The sequence below is a fragment of the Bradyrhizobium sp. CCBAU 53415 genome (assembly GCF_028128735.1).
GTDB lineage: Bacteria > Pseudomonadota > Alphaproteobacteria > Rhizobiales > Xanthobacteraceae > Bradyrhizobium.
In genome coordinates this window covers 173,711-194,479 of record NZ_LBJF01000018.1, presented here as the reverse complement: position 1 = coordinate 194,479, position 20,769 = coordinate 173,711, and the positions used below count along the sequence as shown (strand labels likewise).

At 64.2% G+C, this 20,769-nt stretch carries 20 protein-coding genes and 1 pseudogene; 9 read left to right on the top strand and 12 right to left on the bottom strand.

All coding sequences use genetic code 11. From position 1 onward, the window contains the following. Positions 1-12: 12 nt before the first annotated feature. Genes XH87_RS11440 through napE form a run of 5 tightly spaced genes read right to left on the bottom strand, consistent with a single transcriptional unit; the run spans position 13 to position 4,186 of the window. Positions 13-666 (bottom strand): NapC/NirT family cytochrome c, encoded by a 654-nt coding sequence (locus tag XH87_RS11440; protein WP_271587344.1) that lies wholly within the window; start codon positions 664-666, stop codon positions 13-15. Then, a complete protein-coding gene (locus tag XH87_RS11435) occupies positions 663-1,133 on the bottom strand; it encodes a nitrate reductase cytochrome c-type subunit (RefSeq protein ID WP_035704848.1) in 471 nt (156 codons plus the stop codon). Before XH87_RS11435 ends, XH87_RS11440 begins: the two co-directional genes overlap by 4 nt. Further along, the gene (gene napA, locus XH87_RS11430; protein ID WP_271587343.1) at positions 1,130-3,643 is read right to left on the bottom strand and encodes a nitrate reductase catalytic subunit NapA; all 2,514 of its coding nucleotides are present in this window, start codon (positions 3,641-3,643) and stop codon (positions 1,130-1,132) included. The genes XH87_RS11435 and napA overlap by 4 nt, the downstream gene beginning before the upstream one ends. 16 nt (positions 3,644-3,659) lie before the next feature. Beyond that, entirely contained in the window at positions 3,660-3,974 is a 315-nt protein-coding gene (locus tag XH87_RS11425; protein ID WP_271587342.1) for a chaperone NapD, read from the bottom strand. 26 nt (positions 3,975-4,000) lie between these two features. Further along, positions 4,001-4,186, bottom strand: coding sequence for a periplasmic nitrate reductase, NapE protein (gene napE, locus XH87_RS11420; protein WP_094893482.1), 186 nt, complete (start codon positions 4,184-4,186; stop codon positions 4,001-4,003). 266 nt (positions 4,187-4,452) lie between these two features. Here napE and XH87_RS11415 point away from each other — a divergent pair, with 266 nt between their 5' ends. The 3 genes and pseudogenes from XH87_RS11415 to XH87_RS11405 all read left to right on the top strand — a co-directional run bounded on the left by XH87_RS11415 (position 4,453) and on the right by XH87_RS11405 (position 7,286). After that, positions 4,453-5,658: an LLM class flavin-dependent oxidoreductase gene (locus tag XH87_RS11415; protein ID WP_271587341.1), complete on the top strand. Its 1,206-nt coding sequence runs from the start codon at positions 4,453-4,455 to the stop codon at positions 5,656-5,658. A gap of 216 nt (positions 5,659-5,874) precedes the next feature. Then, complete coding sequence (locus XH87_RS11410; RefSeq protein ID WP_199763077.1) at positions 5,875-6,369, top strand: septal ring lytic transglycosylase RlpA family protein; 495 nt, start codon at positions 5,875-5,877, stop codon at positions 6,367-6,369. Between the two features lie 135 nt (positions 6,370-6,504). After that, positions 6,505-7,286, top strand: a pseudogene (locus XH87_RS11405) (helix-turn-helix transcriptional regulator). A gap of 50 nt (positions 7,287-7,336) precedes the next feature. On the opposite strand, the gene XH87_RS11400 reads toward XH87_RS11405, so the two are convergent. Further along, positions 7,337-8,287, bottom strand: coding sequence for a DUF4118 domain-containing protein (locus XH87_RS11400; protein ID WP_271587340.1), 951 nt, complete (start codon positions 8,285-8,287; stop codon positions 7,337-7,339). Between the two features lie 214 nt (positions 8,288-8,501). Between XH87_RS11400 and XH87_RS11395 the strand changes: the two genes are divergently transcribed. Further along, positions 8,502-8,768, top strand: coding sequence for a hypothetical protein (locus tag XH87_RS11395; protein WP_271587339.1), 267 nt, complete (start codon positions 8,502-8,504; stop codon positions 8,766-8,768). Between the two features lie 393 nt (positions 8,769-9,161). Beyond that, positions 9,162-10,022 (top strand): L,D-transpeptidase, encoded by an 861-nt coding sequence (locus XH87_RS11390; RefSeq protein WP_271587338.1) that lies wholly within the window; start codon positions 9,162-9,164, stop codon positions 10,020-10,022. Between the two features lie 479 nt (positions 10,023-10,501). Here the strand turns inward: XH87_RS11390 and XH87_RS11385 are convergent, their stop codons facing one another. Next, positions 10,502-10,786 carry a hypothetical protein gene (locus tag XH87_RS11385; RefSeq protein WP_271587337.1) on the bottom strand — a complete coding sequence of 95 codons (285 nt, stop codon included), beginning with the start codon at positions 10,784-10,786 and terminating at the stop codon, positions 10,502-10,504. On the opposite strand from XH87_RS11385, the gene XH87_RS11380 reads away from it, so the two are divergent. From XH87_RS11380 to XH87_RS11365, 4 genes are all read left to right on the top strand, one after another. Then, complete coding sequence (locus XH87_RS11380; protein WP_271587336.1) at positions 10,785-13,100, top strand: autotransporter family protein; 2,316 nt, start codon at positions 10,785-10,787, stop codon at positions 13,098-13,100. The two genes, XH87_RS11385 and XH87_RS11380, sit on opposite strands and share 2 nt — an antisense overlap. 334 nt (positions 13,101-13,434) lie before the next feature. Continuing rightward, positions 13,435-14,601 carry a cytochrome P450 gene (locus tag XH87_RS11375; protein WP_271587335.1) on the top strand — a complete coding sequence of 389 codons (1,167 nt, stop codon included), beginning with the start codon at positions 13,435-13,437 and terminating at the stop codon, positions 14,599-14,601. A gap of 399 nt (positions 14,602-15,000) precedes the next feature. After that, complete coding sequence (locus tag XH87_RS11370) at positions 15,001-15,582, top strand: flavin reductase family protein (RefSeq protein WP_271587334.1); 582 nt, start codon at positions 15,001-15,003, stop codon at positions 15,580-15,582. A gap of 95 nt (positions 15,583-15,677) precedes the next feature. Next, positions 15,678-15,836, top strand: a complete 159-nt coding sequence (locus XH87_RS11365; RefSeq protein ID WP_035704866.1) for a hypothetical protein — start codon at positions 15,678-15,680, stop codon at positions 15,834-15,836. 115 nt (positions 15,837-15,951) lie between these two features. Here XH87_RS11365 and XH87_RS11360 read toward each other — a convergent pair whose 3' ends face one another. The 5 genes from XH87_RS11360 to fliG form a co-directional block, all read right to left on the bottom strand. Continuing rightward, complete coding sequence (locus tag XH87_RS11360) at positions 15,952-17,100, bottom strand: M20 family metallopeptidase (RefSeq protein WP_271587333.1); 1,149 nt, start codon at positions 17,098-17,100, stop codon at positions 15,952-15,954. Positions 17,101-17,247: 147 nt separating this feature from the next. Then, complete coding sequence (flbD, locus tag XH87_RS11355; RefSeq protein ID WP_035704872.1) at positions 17,248-18,633, bottom strand: sigma-54-dependent transcriptional regulator FlbD; 1,386 nt, start codon at positions 18,631-18,633, stop codon at positions 17,248-17,250. 49 nt (positions 18,634-18,682) lie between these two features. Further along, on the bottom strand, positions 18,683-19,033 hold the full coding sequence (gene fliN / locus XH87_RS11350; protein WP_057027996.1) for a flagellar motor switch protein FliN: 351 nt from the start codon (positions 19,031-19,033) through the stop codon (positions 18,683-18,685). Between the two features lie 3 nt (positions 19,034-19,036). Continuing rightward, entirely contained in the window at positions 19,037-19,660 is a 624-nt protein-coding gene (locus tag XH87_RS11345) for a FliH/SctL family protein (RefSeq protein WP_271587332.1), read from the bottom strand. Beyond that, positions 19,660-20,754 carry a flagellar motor switch protein FliG gene (fliG, locus tag XH87_RS11340; protein ID WP_035704881.1) on the bottom strand — a complete coding sequence of 365 codons (1,095 nt, stop codon included), beginning with the start codon at positions 20,752-20,754 and terminating at the stop codon, positions 19,660-19,662. Before fliG ends, XH87_RS11345 begins: the two co-directional genes overlap by 1 nt. Positions 20,755-20,769: the final 15 nt, after the last annotated feature.

Below are 20,769 nucleotides of genomic sequence, written 5' to 3'. Positions count from 1 at the left end.
GCGTAGACCGCCCTATTGCCAGCCGGGAACGCCGCGCATGTCGGGCAATTGGTGGGCGATGCCCTTGTGGCAGTCGATGCAGGTCTTTTCCTTGGTGAACAGGAAGCGCTGGTGCGCGACCGAGGCCCGCGGCGACTGCTTGGTGATGTCCATGGAATCGGCGCTGTGGCAGTTGCGGCATTCCAGCGAATCGTTGGCCTTGAAGCGCGCCCATTCATGCGCTGCCAATTCGAGCCGGTGATCGAGGAATTTCTCCCTCGTGTCGATCGTGCCGAAGATCTTGCCCCAGACCTCCTTGGAGGCCTGCATCTTGCGCGCGATCTTGTCGGTCCAGTTGTGCGGCACGTGGCAGTCCGGGCAGGTCGCGCGCACGCCGGAGCGGTTGGTGAAGTGGATGGTCGATTTCAGCTCGGCGTAGACGTTGTCCTTCATCTCGTGGCAGCCGGTGCAGAACTTCTCGGTGTTGGTCAGTTCCAGCGCGGTGTTGAAACCGCCCCAGAAGATCACGCCGGCAACGAAGCCGGCCAGTACCAGCGTGCCGAGGGCGAACACCGAGCTCGGTCGGGTCAGCACCCGCCAAAGCTCCAGCGCAAAGTCCCGGCTTCGCGCGATGAAGCCGCGCTTGGCCTTCATCTCGGCGTTTGGGTCATCGGCGGTCGTGGTCATCGCCGGCCACCGGGGCTGGCGCGCGACAGCAGCGTGTCGATGTCCGTGAAGTCGTTGCTGACAGGCGGATTGGCGGTGTTCTGCGGCACGTGGCATTCCGTGCAGAAGAAGCGTCGCGGTGAGATCGAGGCCAGGAACTGCCCGTCACGATCCATGAAATGCGTGATCGACACCATCGGCGCCTGCGATTCAGCCGTGCGCGCCCGCGCGTGGCAGGACAGGCACTTGTTGCCGTTGAGGTCGATCTGGTAGCCGTCGATCGTATGCGGGATGACGGGCGGCTGCTCGGGATAGTTGCGCACCTCCTTCTCGGAGGTGTTGCGGTTCGGCAGCATCGGCGGTGCCGGGCCCTCGTCGTTGAGCGGGGTCGCGCCGCGCAGGCCGGACGTCACGGTCTGGGCCGTCAGCGAACTCGTGCCCGCCGCGATCGCGAAGGCGAGCAGGATGATTCCAGATCGTTTCATCATGACATGTTCACCCGCTCGATACGCACTGCGCATTTCTTGAAGTCGGTTTGCAGCGAGATCGGATCGGTGGCGTCCAGCGTCACCTTGTTGATCAATTTGGATTCGTCGAACCACGGCACGAACACGAGGCCGCGCGGCGGCCGGTCGCGGCCGCGCGTCTCGACGCGGGCGCGGATGAAACCGCGGCGGGAGACCACTTTCACCTCGTCGCCGCGACGCAGCTTCATGTCCTGCGCGTCATCGGGATGCATGAAGCAGACGGCTTCGGGGAACGCCTTGTAAAGCTCGGGCACGCGGCGCGTCATGGTGCCGGAATGCCAATGCTCCAGCACGCGGCCGGTCGACAGCCAGTAGGGATACTCGTTGTCGGGCGATTCGGCGGGCGGCTCGTAGGGCAGAGCGAAGATGCGCGCCTTGCCGTCCGGGTAGCCGTAGAACTGCACCTCGGTCCCCTGCTTGACGTAGGGGTCGCTGCCCTCGCGGAAACGCCATCTGGTTTCCTGGCCGTTGACGACGGGCCAGCGCAGGCCGCGCTCGCGGTGATAGGTGTCGAACGGCGCGAGGTCGTGGCCATGGCCGCGACCGAACTGGGCATATTCCTCGAATAGGCCCTTGTGAACGTAGAAGCCGAACGCCTTCGACTCGTCGTTGAGATAGCCCTGCTCGATGTCGGTAACGGGAAATTTGTCGACCTGGCCGTTCCTGTAGAGCACGTCGAACAGCGTCTTGCCGCGAACTTCCGGCTTCTTGGCGATCAGCTCCGCGGGCCAGACCTCCTCGACCTTGAAGCGCTTGGAGAATTCCATGAGCTGCCAGAGATCCGACTTCGACTCGCCCGGCGCGGAGACGAGTTGGTGCCAGAACTGGGTGCGCCGCTCGGCATTGCCATAGGCGCCTTCCTTCTCCACCCACATCGCGGTCGGCAGGATCAGATCGGCGGCGAGGGCTGTCACCGAGGGATAGGCATCCGAGACCACGATGAAATTGTCGGGGTTGCGGAAGCCCGGATAGGTCTCCTCGTTGGCGTTGGGACCGGCCTGGAGGTTGTTGTTGACCTGCACCCAATAGGCGTTGATCAGGCCGTCCTTCAGCATCCGGCTCTGCAGCACCGCGTGGGCGCCGGGCTTGTCGGGAATCGTGCCTTCGGGCAGCTGCCAGATGTGCTCGGCGTGGTCGCGATGCGCCTTGTTGGTCACCACCATGTCGGCGGGCAGGCGGTGCGAGAAGGTGCCGACCTCGCGCGCGGTGCCGCAGGCCGAGGGTTGGCCGGTCAGCGAGAACGGGCTGTTGCCGGGCGAGGAGATCTTTCCGGTCAGGAGATGGATGTTGTAGACGAGATTGTTGCACCAGACGCCGCGGGTGTGCTGGTTGAAGCCCATGGTCCAGAACGAGACCACCTTGGTCTTGGGATCGGCGTAGAGCTCGGCGAGCGCCTCCAGCCGGTTCAGCGGCACGCCGGACATTTCGGCGGCCTTCTCCAGCGTGTACTCCGAGACGAACTTGACGAATTCGTCGTAGCTCATGTCGGTGGAGTCGTTGGCTTTCGCCGCGCCCGTCGCCTTCTTCTGCAGCGGATGTTCGGGCCTCAAACCATAACCAATGTCGGTCTGGCCGCGCCGGAAGATGGTGTGCGCGGCAACGAAGTCCTTGTTGACGCGGCCGGTCTTGATGATGTGGTTGGCGATGGCGTTGAGGATGTAGAGATCGGTCTGCGGCTTGAACACCATGCCGATGTCGGCGAGGTCGAACGAGCGGTGCTCGAAGGTGGAGAGCACGGCAACGCGGACATGCGGCGCGGACAGCCGGCGATCGGTCAGGCGCGTCCAGAGGATGGGGTGCATCTCCGCCATGTTGGAGCCCCACAGCACGAAGGCATCGGTGGCCTCGATGTCGTCATAGCAGCCCGGCGGCTCGTCGATGCCGAAGGTGCGCATCATGCCGGCAACGGCAGACGCCATGCAGTGCCGCGCATTGGGGTCGATGTTGTTTGTGCGGAAGCCGGCCTTGAACAGTTTCGAGGCGGCATAACCTTCCCAGATCGTCCACTGGCCCGAGCCGAACATGGCGACGCCGTTCGGCCCGCGCTTCTTGATCGCCTCCTTCCACTTCAGCTCCATGATGTCGAAGGCTTCGGTCCACGACACGGGCGTGAAGTCGCCGTTCTTGTCGTACTTGCCGTTCGCCTTGCGCAGCATCGGCTGCGTCAGGCGGTCGTGGCCGTACATGATCTTGGAGAGGAAGTAGCCCTTGACGCAGTTCAGGCCGCGATTGACCTCGGCCTTGATGTCGCCGTGCGTGGCGACGACGCGGTTGTCCTTGGTCGCGACCATCACCGAGCAGCCGGTGCCGCAGAAGCGGCAGGCGGCCTTGTCCCATTTCAATTCGCTTACCTCGCGCTCGGTGGCGAGGTTGGCGGCGAGCGCCGGCGCCGGGAGGCCGGCGGCAGCCGCTGCGATCGCAGCGGCCTCGAGCTTCAGCATCTGGCGGCGGTCGAGCTTTGGCGATGTCATGATGGCTCTTCCTGACTCAGGCGGTTTCGATGGCGTGGAAGACCAGCGCCGCGGAATAGACGTGCTGCAGCGACTGGATGGTGTTGAGCAGGGTGCCGAGGCTGCCGGCGTCGGGCGCTTCGGTGACGACGACGAGTTTTCCGCGTGGGTCGCGGCCGTGGATCTCGCAGCCGGGCAGCGACGTGATCCCGGCTTCGACCTCGGCGAGGCGCTCGGGGCGCGCCTGCACGATGATACTGGCGATCTCGGCGCCAGGCGGCGCGATGACGCGGTCGGCACTGAGCACCCGGCCGGTGATCAAGGCGCGACGGTTGAGTGTGGCGTGTGCCATGATGCCTGTCTTTCGCTGGTTGCGGATCAATGTGGGGAGGGCGGCGGGCCGGGAGGGCCGGCGAACATCTGGTAGATCCAGACGCCGAGACCGTAGGAGCCGACCGTTCCGACCGCGAGGACGGGCATCACGACCGCGGTCAGGAACAGGAATGCGAAGATCTCCATGCGCTTACGGCGCACGCGCGACATTGCGTCGTCAGGGGCCGACATATTCGGTCTCTTTGAATGGTATGGGGAATCGGGACGGCATCCGGGCCGTTGCCTTGCTGCACTTCTGGTGCAATCGGGCCGGTGCGGCGTTGATCTGGATCAAGCTGCCGGCCTGCACAGATGTCGCAGCGCTGCGTCGAGGCGGATGTGTGTCGCCACGCACGAGAGTGGATCATTCTCCCGCGCCGTGGAATTTCTGCTCCGTAGACAGCGGCGCCTCGCACATTAGGATGGCCTTAACGATAATAAGGCGGGAGAGCGACGCCATGAAGTTCGGCATCTTCTACGAGCTGCAATTGCCGCGGCCCTGGGTCGCCGGCGACGAGCTCAGGCTCTACCAGAACGCGCTCTCGCAGATGGAGCTCGCCGACAAGCTCGGCTACGACCATGCCTGGGTGGTCGAGCATCACTTCCTCGAGGAATATTCGCATTCGCCCTCGCCGGAATCCTTCCTCGCCGCGGCCAGCCAGCGCACGCAGAAGATCAGGCTCGGCCACGGCATTCTCCAGCTCACCACCAATCACCCGGCGCGCGTCGCCGAGCGTGTCGCGGTGCTGGACCTGCTCTCGAACGGCCGCTGCGAGTTCGGCATGGGCGAGAGCGCGTCGATCACCGAGCTCACCCCGTTCGGCCGCGACATGGAGACCAAGAAGGAGGTGTTCGAGGAGGCGGTCGCTGCGATCTTCCCGATGTTCAGGGACGCGGGCAGCGAACATCACGGCAGGTATTTCGACATCCCCCTGCGCAATGTCGTGCCGAAGCCGGTGCAGAAACCGCATCCGCCGCTGTGGATGGCCTGCTCGCAGCTGCCGACCATCGAACGCGCCGGCCGTCATGGTTTCGGTGCGCTCGGTTTCCAGTTCGTCAGCGCCGATGCCGCACACGCCTGGGTGCACGCCTATTACAACGCGATGACCAAGCGGCTGCACAAGCTCGCCGACTACGAGATCAACCCGAACATGGCGCTGGTCTCGTTCTTCATGTGCGCGAAGACGGACGAGGAGGCGCGTGAGCGCGCCGACGGCGCCACCTTCTTCCAGTTCGCGCTGCGCTTCTACGGCGCCTCGCAGAACCGCCAGCGTCCCGCGCCCTACACCGTCAACATGTGGGACGAGTACAACAAGTGGAAGCGCGACAATCCGGAAGCACAGGAGGCGGCCTTGCGCGGCGGCCTGATCGGCTCGCCCGAGACGATCCGAAAGAAGCTGAAGCGCTTCCAGTCTTCACACATCGACCAGGTCATCCTGCTCAACCAGGCCGGCAAGAACAGCCACGAGCACATCTGCGAATCGCTGGAGCTGTTCGCCCGCGAGGTGATGCCGGAGTTCCAGAACGACCCGGCACAGGCCGAATGGAAACGAGGCGTGATGAGCGGCGAGATCAAGCTGGAAGAGATCGATACCGAGGCCTTTACGGATCGCTATGGCAAGCTCGCGATCAACGTCGCCCCGGTGAAGGCGGCCGCGGAATAGATCGTTCGTCAGGTCATGTTGCTGACGCATTCTCTGTCTTAGTCGGTGACAACCTAAAACACTGCGTGGGAACCGCTCTGGTTCGCACAACGGTTCCATAGCCAAGGGGTTGGCTCGAATCCGCAAAAGACCGGTGCAAGCTTCATGAACGCTTCCGCGTTCGCTTGCGCATGTTTGCGGTGACGGGAACCGACGATCGAAAAAATCACAGGAGTTATGATGCCGTTCCGCTCGAGCGCCGCACTTTGCGGCGCCCTGGTTGCGCTTGCCGTGTCCGTTACCGTTGCGCGAGGTGAAACGCGTGGAGTTCACTCAAACGCCGTCGTCGATGCCGCCTCCGGGGATGCGGTCGTCGGCGCTGCATCCATGTACAATCCGTTCAAGCCCGGCAAGGAAGAGGGTGGTCCGCGTACGGCCTCCGGCGAGCGCTACGATCCCTCCGCCTGGACGGCTGCCATCAAGACGAGTCTGCGTGGGAAATTCGGTGGGGTTCAATTTGGTGAGAGGCCGAAATATGCCCTCGTCGAGGCCGTCGGCAAGAAGGTCATCGTCAAGATCAATGACGTCGGGCCACTCAGGCCCGGCCGCATCATCGACTTCAACGAGCGCACGATGCGCCATTTCGATCCAAGCCTCGAGCGCGGAGTCATCCATGATGTGAGAGTCAGCCCGCTTTCGGGGGACGATTGGACACTGGGGCCGGTGGGCTGAACATCCCGCGCGGATGAATGACAGCCGCACTCGTCGCTTGAACTGCTCGGATGATCGGAGGGCTGTGAGATCTCGGCCTTCCGCGGAAATCACCCGGCTGCTATCTTCCCGCAAAACAGGCTTGCGGAGGAAGCGATGCGGTCTCAGACGATGCCCACAAATCCGTCGGCGGGTGATGTCACGCTGGCTGTGCTCGCCATCGGCCGCTCCGACTTCCCGGAAGTCCTGATCGACCTGCTGCGTCGGCAGGCGGGTGTCGGCCATTGCATGGTGTTCGCGCTGAGCCGGGCCGGTGCCGCACACTGCCTGCTCGATGCCGGCAACATCCCGATCGGCGGCGATCTCGGCGCCGCCTACGCCGGCCAGTTCCACGAGTCCGATCCGAACCGCGATGCGCTGTTCGAGACCGAGGGCGATGCGCCGATCATGCTGCCGGCGTTCGCGCCGCGCATGTACGGCGCGCGCTACCGCAAGATCTTCTTCCAGGATTCCGGCATCGTCGACAAATGCGCGACCGCGATCTGGGTGGACGACACCTGCTTCTACGTCAACTTCTATCGCATCGCCGCGCAAGGCCGCTTCGGCGCCGCGCAGCGTGAGCGGCTCGAGGCAATCGCACCGGCGATCGCGGCGAGCGTCGCGCGGCACTTCCAAGAGGGCGCAACGCCAGATCAGTCCCTCGCTGCATTGTTCGCAACACGCGCGCCGCTCTCCGCGCTGACGCACGCGAGCAGGAGGTCTGCCGCCACATCCTCTCCGGCTTCAGCTCCGAGGCGATCTCGCAAGGACTCGGCATCAGCCTGCATTCGACCCTGACCTACCGCAAGCGCGCCTATGAACGACTGGGCATCTCCTCGCAGAATGAATTGTTCGCGATCGTGCTGCGGTTGCTCTGGGGGCCCCGTGGCCTGAACTGAGGGGACACCAAGTAACGGTCGCGCCGAGGCTGCTGATGCCAATGCCGAAGCTAAGGTCGGGCGGCTCTATCCCGCCCATGTAGACGATCAAGCCCCAAGGCCAAAACACTCGCTGCGGTCTTGACCGGCGTGTCCGGCGTCTGAGGACGTTCGTCCGGATCGAACGCGAGTCCGATAACGGCAGTTTGGTCTTCGGCCGTCCGCACGGGCCAAAAATCAAATCGCGAAGCCAGATTTGGATAGACGCCGCTAGGCATAACGGAACCAGTCTCCAGCGACGAGAGTGCTGCTTCCAATTCGGCCTGTTGAGGCTCTAGGCCCCCAACTTGCTTGATGGAAACCACGCTGCCTCGCCTGACAAGCATCACGACCGCGGGAACCCGGAAGAGCGTTGCTAGAGCCTGGGACGTGATTGAGAGGATCGCGTCCACATTATCGGCCGCCGCGACGTCCCGGCTGTAGCCTTGGAGGACAGCCGCCTGCTTCCGTAACAGCGCCGCTTCGGTCGCTCTCCGGCCGGAAGTGAACGCAACACCACTCGTTATGAGACCCACCACAAACAGCAGTCCAATTGCCCAGATATTCGCCGGGTCATCGACCGTCAGTGAGTAGCGAGGTTCAGTGAGAAAGAAATTGTAGGCCAGAGCACCAAGTATCGCCGAGCAGAGTGAAGGACCCAAGCCGAGCCCAACTCCCGCGATTATCACAGGGATCACAAATACCAAGGACAGGTTCGGTATGGACACTTGGCTGTCGACACCGATTGCCACCACCGCCGCGAGGGCAGTCATCGCAATCGAAGCAAGGTAGCGCACCCAATCCGATGCTAGCGGATCGGTATCTGTCTCCTGAATGATGTCCGACCGCAGCTTCGATCCAAAATCAACCACTGCTTCGACTCCACTGGGCACTTGAGGGGAGATTTGGTCCGCTGGCATATAAAATCGATAGTGCAAGGCGGCCGATGAAATAGGAATGTCATAAAGGTCGATGGCGGGCATTGCTGCTCACGCGGACTTTCGGACCCGTGCCGAGACAGCATCGTGCCACTTGCCGCCGCCGTCGACCGCCGCTTGTGACCCAAAGGCGACCTCGGCGGCTGCCGGCGCGGGACGCACAATTGGGCCGCCTCCTGCGTACATCCCCTTAGGGCATCGACCTGAATTCTTTGACGCTTCATCTCCTGCTATCCGTTATCAAGGAGTGGAGGCGAGCATGCGACTGGGATTAAAGCTCATCGCTCTTGTATTTATTCTTCTGCTGCCGAAGACTCACCTTTATCTGTCCGAGGCCCATCTATCTGATGCGCAAACCGCTTCAGAGCGCCGGATATCAAGCCCGGCAGCCCATTGGGATGTTAACTCGGCGGGGCATCTGACGGTCTCTGCGGCTCAAACCTCTAGCTGTGCAGCGAAGCCTGGACACGACGGCAGCGACACCGTGGCCATTCACGCCATGGAGGAGAGCCCGAAGGGGTCGTAAACATCTCGCGGCAAAGAATAGACCTGCGGAAGGGTGGATAGGGCTGAAGGTCAGCTTCTAGGCCCTTTTCGGACCTGACGGGCCCGGCTGATGAAGTCTGTTCTTGAGGGTAAAGCGGACTGCCCAATGGCGCACCCGGACTTCCGAATTTGTGAAGGTTCGCGGATGACGGCCCCATGATGGTGGCGCGGCGCACACTGGGGGTCGGCGTCTCCTTCAAGGGAGGAAACCGCGGTCGCCAGCTCGATTTCGAGCCCTAGTCCCAATCTTCATGTTGCTGAACAGGAGTTCGGCGTTAACCACGCCGAACGGTTCCAGTCTGAGCGACATCGCTTCGAAGTTTCTTAAATCTTGCTGGGTACCTCTCTTGGGCATGGCGACCTGGGGAAGGATATGAGCAAGCGGGCCAAGCGTAGGAAGGCAGAGACGCTCGCACTACCCATGGCGGCGAGAGTTGCAGTTGGCGCCGTGGCCGTCGCCGTCGCGGGGTACAGCTTGCTGTCTCGCCCGGCGAGCGTGCAACCGATCCGGAAGCCGTCCGCAGTCCAGGCCCAGGCATCGTCAACTCCGGTTTACGTGGCACCTCCGGTTCATGCATCCGCGCCGGCGCCGGCTCCGATTCCAGCCCCGGCGCCTCTGGTCGAACCACCAAAAGCCGCTGACGGTCCCGGAGCATTTGTCCGGCAGGTGGTTGACTACGCCAGTCATCAGACGCCGGGCACCGTGATCATCGATACCGGAAACACGTTCCTTTATTTCGTCCTGAACGACAGGCAGGCGATGCGCTACGGCATCGGTGTCGGCCGCGAAGGTTTCACATGGTCCGGTGAGCAGACCGTGGCCCGTAAGGCAGAATGGCCGGATTGGCATCCGCCTGCGGAGATGGTCTCGCGTCAGCCCTATCTGCCGCGGTTCATGGCCGGCGGTCCCGGCAACCCGCTCGGCGCCCGGGCGATGTATCTCGGTGAGACCGAATATAGAATTCACGGCACCAACAAGCCCGACACGATCGGCAAGCGGGTGTCGTCCGGCTGTATCCGGCTGACCAATGAAGACGTCGTGGACCTCTATGAGCGGGTGAAAGTCGGGGCGAAAGTGATCGTGCTTCCGGCCACCGCCGCCCGCAGGCCATCCCAGGGAGCGCCGCCCGAAGCCGCTTCCCGATCGCCGGACCCGGCATCGCCGTCGAACCGGCCCTCGGCGGCCAACGCGCAGATGCCGTCATCCGGGCCGAGGATCGCCGAGGTTCAGTAACCTCTATTCCTCTGCACTAGGTCTGCAACTGGCTGACGAATCGTCGCTCGCTGGCAGGCGCTTGGTCTGCTGTTGACTCGTGGCTGACCTTAGCTCAGAGCGCCGCGAGGTCCGCTTCCTGAAGGTGACCCGAACAGGGCGATGCGAGCGGGCCAAGGCAGCCTTTGACCCAACGCGGAAATTAACAATCTGGCACACGGGGTAGACGCATGTCCGTTGCAGCTAGGGTTAGCTCATTGTTAATTCCGTCGCGCTCACGTTGCATCGAGAGCACACTGCGCCTTGTTCCGCTTGGCACAATCTGCACGGTCGTTGACCGGACCGACGTGAGTCAACTATCGTAACAATTGCTGCATTCGCAACCCGCCATTCGCGGTGCGGCGAATCGCGAAGGGCTGAGACGTGATGCGCGAATGCATTGGGGCTGTGCTGGTTCGACCGCAATCGGGCCGCACGGAGAGGATCAGTCCGCACGAGACTCAGCCATCTTCCTCGCGCAAACGAACTGCATTCCACCGCTTGCTGGTGACGAGCGTCTCGGTGGCAGCGCTATCGGCGTTGTTCACGGGATCGGCGGCGGCCCAGGCATGGACCGGAGCCACCAGCAACGACTGGACGGTCGGCTCGAACTGGAACCCCGCGACGGTTCCGGCCGGCGGTGCGGTCACTATCGGCACGCCTGCAAACGTCGTCCTCGGCGTCACGAGTGGGGCGACGGGCACATCGGGTTCCATCACGGTAGGCGCCGTTGGTCCGAGTCCCATGACCAGTCTCATCATTCAAAATGGCGCCACGCTGACAAGCACGGGAATCGGCAGCATCCGCAATGGCGCCACTGCTACTGTGACGGGAGTCGGATCGCAGTGGATTGTCAGCAGCACACTCAGCCTCGCCGGCGCTGGCGAGACGCTCAATATCGAGAACGGCGGAACCGTCGTCGTTACAGGCCAGTTCGTATTCACCCCCGGTAGCAGCGGCACGCTCAACATCAGCGGCGGCACGCTGGAGGCGAGCGTCATCAGGTTTCTCAATGCGAGCGATCAGGCGAATTATGACAGTGCCGTTGTCCGCGCCCGGGCCGCTAATACCAGCTTCTTTGGCGGAACGATCGCCCAGAACAACATCGCCGCGGGCGGACTGATATTCGACAGCAACGGGTTCAACGACGGCGCACTCGGATTCAGCGGCGTCGGTGGCTTGACCAAGACCGGCGCCGGGACGTTCACGCTGACGGATAACAGCACCTATACTGGCGCAACGGTGGTCCAGGCCGGCACGCTGGCGCTGACGGGCACAGGCTCGATCGCCAGCTCCAGCCGCGTGGTGGCGAACGCGACCTTCGATATTTCCGGCGTGACGGGCGCCGGGACCAGCATTCAAAGCCTGGCCGGCACCGGCACCGTCAACCTCGGCGCCGAGACCTTGACGATCACGAATGCGAACGACGCCTTCGCAGGCGCGATCAACGGCACGGGCGGACTGGCTGTCACCGGCGGCACGCAGACGCTGTCGGGAGTCAACACCTACAATGGCGCGACCACGGTGGCCGGCGGCACGTTGCGCGCAGGCAGCGCGGGCGCGTTCAGCGCCGCGTCCGCCTATGTCGCCAGCGCCGGCGGAACGTTCGACCTGAACGGCTTCAATCAGACCATGGCCTCGCTCAGCAATGCCGGCATCGTGCGAACCGGGGGCGCGGGAGCGACCACGCTGACGGTCGCCGGCAACTACATCGGCAATGGCGGCACGCTTGTCCTCAACGCCGTGCTCGGCGGCGACAGCTCGGCCACCGACCGCATGGTGGTGCAGGGAGCTACCTCTGGCACATCGACCCTGCGGATCACCAATGTCGGCGGCGCCGGGGCGGAGACCGTCGAGGGCATCAAGGTGATCGACGTTGCCGGCGCCTCGAATGGCAGCTTCACTCTGCAGGGCGACTATGTGCTCAACGGCCAGCAGGCCGTCGTCGGCGGCGCCTATGCCTACACGCTGCAGAAGAACGGCATGGGCACGCCGACCGATGGCGACTGGTATCTGCGCTCGAGTCTCATCAATCCGCCGGCGTCGGCGCCAGCCGGGCCGCTGTACCAGCCCGGCGTTCCCCTCTACGAGAACTATGCGCAGGTGCTGCTCGGCATGAACCAGGCGCCGAGCCTGCAGCAGCGCGTCGGCAACCGCTACTGGGGCGGCAGCGAGGCGATGGCGCGCGCCGGCATCAACACGGCCGCGACGGCGGATGGTTCGTGGACGCAATCGGCGTTCTGGGGCCGCATCGAAGGCGGGCAGGCCGAGTTGCAGCCCTCGAACACCACGGGCTCGACCTACAACACAGACGAGTTCAAGGCGCAGACCGGTCTCGACGGCATTGCGCTCGACAACGACCGCGGCCGGTTGATCGTCGGTCTCACGGCGCAATATGGCCTGACGACGGCCTATATCAATTCGTTCTTCGGTAACGGCCGCATCCGTGCCGAGGGAACGGGCGTGGGAGCAACCGCGACCTGGTATGGCCATGACGGCTTCTATGTCGATGGCCAGGCGCAGACGATGTTCTACCGCAGCGACCTGTCTTCGGCGCTAGTGGGTAGCATGACGCATGGCAATGAAGGCTTTGGCTATGCGTTCAGCGTCGAAGGGGGCAAGCGGATTGCGGTCGGCAACGGCTTCTGGCTGACGCCGCAGGCGCAGCTTTCCTATGCGAAGGTCGACTTCGATGCCTTCGCCGATCGCTTCGGTGCGCTGGTCTCGCTCGGCAATGCCGACAGCCTGCTCGGCCGCGTCGGGCTGTCGCTCAATCATCAAAGGGTCTGGAACGACGGCTCGGGCATCGTGCGGTCCGACGTCTACGCGATCGGCAATCTGCATTACGAGTTCCTTAACGGCACCAGGATCGATGTCGCCGGCACAGGCTTCGCCAATGGCAACGACCGTCTGTGGGGCAGCATCGGTGGCGGTGGCACCTATAGCTGGGCCAATGGCCGCTACGCCGTTTTCGGCGAGATCACCTATCGCGCGAGCCTCGACAATCCCGACGAGAACCACAGCTACAAAGGCACCGCCGGCTTCCGCGTCGTCTGGTGATAATTGACCCTCTTCGCCTTTAGCCGTGACTCGTAAATCCGGGATTGGCCCATAGCTGGCTTAGCCGACCCTCTAACCGCCGTTGCTTTTCAGGGGCGGACCGGACCAGAGCCGCGGCCGATCTTCACTCCAGCCTGTGTGAAGCTTAGCGAACGTTCTCGCGTGCGTTTGTCGATGTCCGCTGTTGTGGGCCGTGCCGACCTCGCTATCGCGCTCGCGCCCCCGGCTTGTGAAGACACGCCTCCATGTCGTCCGTCCCTATCGCTGGGGACAGACGCCGGCGCCGCAGTGCGCTAGTCTGCCCTGAAGCACACGAGAATCAGGGGAGACCGCCTTGAGCACCGCGCCGCGCGTCGACGTCGATCCTGCTGCGTTCTGGGCCGATCCCTATCCGATGCTGGCGAAGATGCGGAAAGAAGCGCCGATCGCCTTCGTGCCGCAGCTCGGCTCGACGCTGCTGACGAGCCGCGACGACATCTCGATCTCCGAGAAGCAGATCGACGTGTTCTCCTCGCACCAGCCGGCCGGCCTGATGAACCGGCTGATGGGCCACAACATGATGCGCAAGGACGGCGAGGCGCATCAGGTCGAGCGCCGCGCCATGTTTCCGACGGTCTCTCCGAAGACCGTGAAGGCGCACTGGACCGCGCTTTTCCAGGCCCATGCCGACCGCATCATAGATCGCATCGAACCGGGGCGGATCGACTTGATGCGCGACTTCGCGCTGCCGTTCTCCGGCGAATGCCTGAAGTCGATCACCGGCCTCACCAATATCGGCTTTGAGGACATGGACGCGTGGTCGCAAGGCATGATCGAGGGCATCGCCAACTACGCCGGCGATCCTGAGGTCGAGGCGCGCTGTCACGCTGCGACATCGGGCATCGATGCCGCGATCGACGACATCCTGCCGGTGATGCGCAAGCATCCCGACCAGAGCATCCTCGGCGTGCTCCTCGCCTCCGGCATGCCGATGGAAAGCGTGCGCGCCAACGTCAAGCTCGCGATCTCGGGCGGCCAGAACGAGCCGCGCAAGGCGATCGCCGGCACGGTCTGGGCGCTGCTCACCCATCCCGACCAGCTCGATCTGGTCCTGCGCGGTGAGGTGTCCTGGCTGCAGGCCTTCGAGGAATATGCCCGCTGGATCTCGCCGATCGGCATGTCGCCGCGGCGCATCGCAAAGCCGTGGTCGATCCGCGACGTCGCCTTCGAAACCGACGAACGCGTGTTTCTGATGTTCGGCTCCGCCAATCGCGACGAGAAGCACTTCGAGCGCGCCGATGAGTTCGACGTCAGACGAGATACGTCCAGGAGCGTCGCCTTCGGCGCCGGTCCGCATTTCTGCGCCGGCGCCTTCGCCTCCCGCGCCATGATTGCCGACGTCGCGCTGCCGACATTGTTCGCCCGCGCGGGGCGCATCGAGATCGCCAATGACGAGCCGGTGCGGATCGGCGGCTGGGCCTTCCGCGGGCTGCTCAATCTGCCGGTGAAGTGGCAGCATTGATCCCGCGAGGATGTCGACCATTCCTCTTTGCCGCCATGATGCGAGGAGTCAAACGCCTCGGCCTCCCGCGTAAGCCATTGATTGGACTATCGTCGGCTACTGTGCATGGGGTTGTTTTCGACATTTCACGCTCCGGTCGGACCGAACCAGCGCGGCCCTCACATTCGCGCGCGGAAAGATTCCCCCTGCATTCGCTCCATCTGTTGAAAGATTAGTCATGCGCGCAGCACGCGCGGCAGTGCGCGCATCGCTATTTTCCCGGCCGTCTCGACACTTCCGGTCAGCCGCACCATCGTCCGGCAGTACCGGGGCCGTCCGATGCTTCGGTCCCTGGGCCACCTGTTGTCGGCGGATGATCGTACCTAAATACAGGGAACCCCCGCCTCGGGGAGCAATGCCATGAATATAGTGCCCCGCGATCTCATGACTGAAATCCCCGTCTCGTCCGCCGATTTTCGCGGCGCCATGCGCCATCTCACCGGCGGCGTCAGCGTCATCACCGCCGGACGGGGCAAGGACATCACCGGCATGACGGTCACCTCGGTCACCTCGCTGTCGGTCGAGCCGCCGACACTTCTGGTCAGCATCAACCGCGATGCCTCGTCCTTTCCGCTGATCCGCCGCCACGGCGCTCTCGGCGTGAACATCCTCAATGCCGACCAGCTCGATATCGCCGAGCGGTTTTCCGGCAAGGGCGGGCTGAAGGGCGCCGATCGTTTCAAAGGCGCCAAATGGGTGACGGCGGTGTCGGGCGTTCCGCTGCTGGTCGGCGCATTGTCCGCCTTCGACTGCGAGGTCGAGGAGATCGTCGAGCGTCACTCGCACGGCATCGTCATCGGCCGCGTCAGGGACATCAAGAGCTCGTCCCGTACCGCTGCATTGGCCTACTGGCACGGGCAGTATTTGGCGGTCGACCACGACGAAGACGCCGTAGGGCTCGCCGATGCCAGTCTTCCCGCGCGCGGCCGGCGCGGCGTTTGATCGTCGCCGGCAGGGCGGGGAGGGTGGCCTTTTTCGTCTCATCGCTCTAGAAGCGCCAAGGACCTCTCGTTTCGGGTCGGCAATGGAGTGGATCGATGAAGCGCATCGCGACCTTCGCCTTCTACGCCGTGGGTGCGCTGGCGATCGCCTATCTCGCGCTCTACGCCTATGCGATGTTCTCAGGCCGGCCGGTGATCATCCCCGGCGATCCCATCCACATCTTCCGCAAGCCGGATGCACCGAGTTATTCGTGAGACTAAACGGCCGTCATTCCGGGGCGCGCGCAAGCGCGAACCCGGAATCTCGAGATTCTCAGATGCGCAATTGTGCACCATAGTTCGATGCTTCGCATCGCTCCGGAATGCGTGATCACCCCCTTAAAATCGCCAGCGCCAGCGCCTGCGCGCGCGGCACGATGCTGTCGATATCGAGATATTCCTCCGGCGTGTGCGCGAGCCCTCCGACCGGCCCGAGGCCGCAGATGGTCGGCGTGCCGACCGCGGCGGTGAAGCCGGAATCGGCGCAGCCGCCGGAGAATTCGCCCTGCAGCGTGGTGAGGCCGACCTGGCGCGCGGCGGCCTGATAGCCTTCGAACAACGCCTTCGACTCCGCGCTCTGCACCACCGGCACGAACTCGCCCTTGATCGTCAGCGTCGCGCTCGTGCCCGGCACGCAGGACGTCGCGACGATCTTTTCGATCGCGGCCATCACCCTCTCACGATCCGCCGGATCGACGTAACGCAGGTCGATCTGGCCCTCGGCGTAGGGCGCCGTGGTGTTGACGGACTGGCCACCCGAGACGAGGCCGACATTGAGCGTGATGCCCTTGTCCAGATTGGTCAGCGCATGGATCTGCACGATCTTGTGCGCGAGCTCGCCGATCGCGCTGGCGCCCGCAGCGAAGTTCGCGCCGGAATGCGCGGCCTTGCCGGTGATGGCGAGATGCATGAAGATGCCGCCCTTGCGCCCGGTGACGACATTGCCGGTGGGACGGCCCGGCTCGGAATTGAACACCGCGCGCGCGGCGCGTCCCTCGCGCTCGATCACCGGGCGGGAAGAGGGCGAGCCGATCTCCTCGTCCGAGGTGATCAGCACCTTGATCGGATGCGGTGAGCCGCCGAACTTGTGGAAGGCGGTTGCGACGAACACGTTCATGACGAGGCCGGACTTCATGTCGGCGACACCCGGTCCATAGGCGCGGCCATCTCGAATCGTGAATGGACGCCGCTCGGTCTCGCCCTTGCCGAACACGGTGTCGCGATGCCCCATCAACAGCACCGGCTTCTCGTTGCTGCCCGGTTTTGCCACCTCGGCATGGATCGCATCGCCGAAGGTGGCGTTGGCCTCGCGCCGGCACGGAATGCCGTGCTCGGCAAAGTGCCGCTCGAACCGCGCACCGACCGCATCGACGCCTTCCTTGTCATAGGACCCGGAATCGATGTTCACGACGTCGCGGAGCAGATCAATCATCGCCTGCCGCTGCGACGCCAGCCAATCCGTGATTTGAGCTTCAGACATGTGGTCCCTCGCGTTGGTTCTCACGCGGGGTTATAGGGCGTTGTGCCGGCGGGACCTAGTCGCCGGATGCGGTGCGGCCATGTCCGCCCTCCAAAACAAAATGCCCGGGACCAGCCCGGGCATTCGCATTCTCGACCAGGCTGAGCCTTACGCCCCCATCATCGGCATCCGCGGATATTCGCCCGGCGTGCCCGCCGGGGGGATCGGGATGCCGCCGTCGGAATATTCGTTGAGCTTGTTGCGCAGCGTGCGGATCGAAATCCCCAGGATATTGGCGGCATGGGTTCGGTTGCCGAGGCAGTGCTTCAGCGTCTCCAGGATGAGGTCGCGCTCTACATCGGCGACGGTGCGCCCCACAAGCGCACGCGTCACCTGCTCGGCGGCCATGGTGGCATGCGCCACGACCGGCGCGGTCTTGGCGAGATCGAGGCGGTCGCCGTCCGGCGTGATGATCGCATCGGGACCGATCTCGTCGCCCTGGGCCATCAACACTGCGCGGTGGATGGTGTTTTCGAGCTCGCGGACGTTGCCCTGCCAGCGATTGGCGGAGAGCACGCGGCGGGCTTCCGCCGAGATCGGGCGCAGCGGCACGCCGTTGGCCTCGGCATATTTCTTCACGAAGTGCTGGGCGAGCTCCAGGATGTCGGCGGGGCGCTCGCGCAGCGGCGGAATCTTCAGATTGACGACGTTGAGGCGGAACAGGAGGTCTTCGCGGAACGTGCCTTCGCGCACGGCCTCGGCCAGGTTGCGGTTCGAGGTCGCGATGATGCGGATGTCGACCGGCACCGGCCTGGTACCGCCGACGCGATCGATCACGCGCTCCTGGATCGCGCGCAGCAGTTTCGACTGCAGGCGGACATCCATCTCGGAGATCTCGTCGAGCAGCAGCGTGCCGCCGGTCGCCTCCTCGAACTTGCCGATGCGGCGCGCGACCGCGCCGGTGAAGGCACCCTTCTCGTGGCCGAACAGCTCGGACTCCAGGAGGTGCTCGGGGATCGCGGCGCAGTTGATGGAGATGAAGGGACGCTTGGCGCGCGCCGAGCGGGTATGGACGTAGCGGGCCAGCACTTCCTTGCCCGTGCCGGATTCCCCGGTGATCATCACCGAGGCGTCCGAGCCGGCGATCTGCTGGGCCAGCTTGATCACCTTTGCCATCGCTTCGTCGCGATAGACCAGTTCGCGGGAATCGTTGGCGACCGCGGCGAGCACTGCGGCGATCAGTTCCGGATCCGGCGGCAGCGGGATGTATTCCTTCGCCCCCGCATGGATCGCGGCGACCGCGGCGCGGGCGTCGTTGGTGATGCCGCAGGCGACGATCGGGGCATGGATGTGCTCGGCCTCGAGCCGCAGCACGAGGTTGCGGATGTCGAGGGCGACGTCGACCAGCAGGAGGTCGGCGCCCTTGCCGCCGCGCAGCACGCGCATCGCCTGCTCGTGATCCTCGGCATGGGTCACGGTGGCGCCGTTCTCCATCGCGATCTTGGTGGCGGTGGTGAGCTGGCCCTTCAATGTGCCAACGATGAGAAGCCGCATGTCAGTCTCCTGTCCGTCTGCTCGCGCTGCCGCGCGTCATGTCCTCGTTCTAGCCGCGTTCGGCTTTGATGATTTCCGTCATGGTCACGCCGAGCTTGTCCTCGACCAGGACGACTTCGCCGCGGGCGACCAGCTTGTTGTTGACGTAGATGTCGATGGCTTCGCCGACGCGCCGGTCGAGTTCGAGCACGGTGCCCGGTCCGAGCTTCAGGAGCTCGCCGACGTCCATCTTCGAGCGGCCGAGCACGGCCGAGACCTGCACCGGCACGTCGAAGACCGCTTCGAGGTCGGCGGCGGCACGCGCCGCATATTCGTCCTCGTTGTAGCCGACGTCGGTGCCGGTGGGCGGCATCGGGCCGTTGAGATCGGGCAGCGGGACCTGTCCGTCAGTGTCGCTCATGGCTTAGCTCCCCCTGCGGGACGCGATATAGCGTCCGACCATGTCGTCGATCCTGGCCATGATGGCGCCGCGCTCCAGCACGACGCCGCCATCGGCCCATTCGATCCGGCAGTCGCCGGTGGCGATTTCGGGCTCGGCCAGGATCACCAGCCGGCCCTCGAAGCCGCTCTGCTTTGCGAGCCGCTCGATCTTTTCGCGCGCGGCATCGTAGAGAGCGTCGTTGATGCGGACGACGAGATGCGGCGTCGCGACCAGATGCGAGAAGCAGTCCTTGACCAGGGCGACGACCTCGCCGAGCGGCTCGGCGGCGACCAGGTCGGCGCACAGCTTGCGCGCCACCGCGACCGCGACCTCGACCGCCTCGGTCTCCATCTTTGTCTCGATGTTGCCGATGCCGGAAGCGACGCCCCGAATTGCGATGTTGATCTCCTCCATGGCGAGCGCGACGCGGCGGTCGCTCTCGGCCTTGGCCTCGCGCTGGCCGGCGGCAAAGCCCTCCTGGTAGGCGCGCGCCTCGGCTTCCGCGACCTTCTGGGCGATCTCGGCCGCCGTCGCGGCCTTCTCGCGCGTCGTCCGCTCGGGCGCCGCGAAGTCGGTATCGAACAGGAATTTTGCCGGAGCGGCCATCAGTACACCAGTTCGTCGTCGGCGCGGTTCTTGGTCAGCATGATCTCGCCCTTGGCGGCGAGGTCCTTGGCGAGATTGACCAGAAGCGCTTGCGCTTCGTCGACGTCGCGCAGGCGTACCGGGCCCATCGCCGCCATGTCGTCCTGGAGCATCTTGGCTGCGCGCGAGGACATGTTGCCGAAGAAGAAGTTGCGGACGTCCTCGTTGGCGCTCTTGAGCGCGACGCCGAGCTTGTCCTTGTCGACGTTGCGCATCAGGGTCTGGGCGGAGCCGGAATCGAGCTTCACGAGGTCGTCGAAGGTGAACATCAGCGCCTTGATGCGCTCGGCCGATTCACGGTTGTCCTCTTCCAGCGAAGTGATGAAGCGGGTTTCGGTCTGGCGGTCGAAATTGTTGAAGATTTCCGCCATCACCTCGTGAGCGTCGCGACGGCGGGTCTGCGACAGGTTGGACATGAATTCGGTGCGCAGCGTCTTCTCCACGCTCTCGATCACCTCCTTCTGCACCGCCTCCATCTTCAGCATGCGGTTGACGACGTCGAGCGCGAGCTCCTCGGGCAGGATGCCGAGCACGCGGGCGGCGTGCTCCGACTTCAGCTTCGACAGCACCACGGCGATGGTCTGCGGGTATTCGTTCTTGAGATAGTTGGCGAGAACCTCTTCCTGCACGTTGGAGAGCTTCTCCCACATGTTGCGCCCCGCCGGACCGCGGATCTCGTCCATGATGCCGTTGACGCGCTCCGGCGGCAGGTATTGCTGGAGCAGGCGCTCGGTGGCGTCGAAATTGCCCATCAGCGCGCCCGAGGCCGACATGCGCGAGACGAATTCGAGCAGCATGTCCTCGACCGTATCGACCTCGACGGTGCCGAGCGTCGACATCTCGAGCGAGAGCTGGCGCACTTCGTCGTCGTCGAGCAGGCCCCAGATCTTGCCGCCATATTGCTCGCCGAGCGCCAGCATCAGGATCGCGGCACGCTTCGGCCCGGCCAGACCGTCGGTCTTGGCGCCGCCGGCCCGGCTGCCGGCGCGCTGGCCGAGCGTGGAGATCACGCTGGTGATGTCGTTGGAGTTGGCGTTTTGCAGGGAGGCGGCCATGTCAGATCACTTCTT

Bases quoted from the DNA above. Each gene is read 5' to 3' on its own strand.
- XH87_RS11345 (WP_271587332.1), bottom strand. From the start codon at position 19,660: ATGGCCGCTCCGGCAAAATTCCTGTTCGATACCGACTTCGCGGCGCCC.
- fliG (WP_035704881.1), bottom strand. From the start codon at position 20,754: ATGGCCGCCTCCCTGCAAAACGCCAACTCCAACGACATCACCAGCGTG.
- XH87_RS11400 (WP_271587340.1), bottom strand. From the start codon at position 8,287: ATGCCCGCCATCGACCTTTATGACATTCCTATTTCATCGGCCGCCTTG.
- napE (WP_094893482.1), bottom strand. From the start codon at position 4,186: ATGTCGGCCCCTGACGACGCAATGTCGCGCGTGCGCCGTAAGCGCATG.
- XH87_RS11435 (WP_035704848.1), bottom strand. From the start codon at position 1,133: ATGATGAAACGATCTGGAATCATCCTGCTCGCCTTCGCGATCGCGGCG.
- XH87_RS11415 (WP_271587341.1), top strand. From the start codon at position 4,453: ATGAAGTTCGGCATCTTCTACGAGCTGCAATTGCCGCGGCCCTGGGTC.
- XH87_RS11365 (WP_035704866.1), top strand. From the start codon at position 15,678: ATGAAGCGCATCGCGACCTTCGCCTTCTACGCCGTGGGTGCGCTGGCG.
- XH87_RS11390 (WP_271587338.1), top strand. From the start codon at position 9,162: ATGAGCAAGCGGGCCAAGCGTAGGAAGGCAGAGACGCTCGCACTACCC.
- XH87_RS11370 (WP_271587334.1), top strand. From the start codon at position 15,001: ATGAATATAGTGCCCCGCGATCTCATGACTGAAATCCCCGTCTCGTCC.
- XH87_RS11360 (WP_271587333.1), bottom strand. From the start codon at position 17,100: ATGTCTGAAGCTCAAATCACGGATTGGCTGGCGTCGCAGCGGCAGGCG.
- XH87_RS11385 (WP_271587337.1), bottom strand. From the start codon at position 10,786: ATGGGACTCGGACCAACGGCGCCTACCGTGATGGAACCCGATGTGCCC.
- XH87_RS11380 (WP_271587336.1), top strand. From the start codon at position 10,785: ATGACCAGTCTCATCATTCAAAATGGCGCCACGCTGACAAGCACGGGA.
- XH87_RS11410 (WP_199763077.1), top strand. From the start codon at position 5,875: ATGATGCCGTTCCGCTCGAGCGCCGCACTTTGCGGCGCCCTGGTTGCG.
- XH87_RS11395 (WP_271587339.1), top strand. From the start codon at position 8,502: ATGCGACTGGGATTAAAGCTCATCGCTCTTGTATTTATTCTTCTGCTG.
- flbD (WP_035704872.1), bottom strand. From the start codon at position 18,633: ATGCGGCTTCTCATCGTTGGCACATTGAAGGGCCAGCTCACCACCGCC.
- XH87_RS11425 (WP_271587342.1), bottom strand. From the start codon at position 3,974: ATGGCACACGCCACACTCAACCGTCGCGCCTTGATCACCGGCCGGGTG.
- XH87_RS11440 (WP_271587344.1), bottom strand. From the start codon at position 666: ATGACCACGACCGCCGATGACCCAAACGCCGAGATGAAGGCCAAGCGC.
- napA (WP_271587343.1), bottom strand. From the start codon at position 3,643: ATGACATCGCCAAAGCTCGACCGCCGCCAGATGCTGAAGCTCGAGGCC.
- fliN (WP_057027996.1), bottom strand. From the start codon at position 19,033: ATGAGCGACACTGACGGACAGGTCCCGCTGCCCGATCTCAACGGCCCG.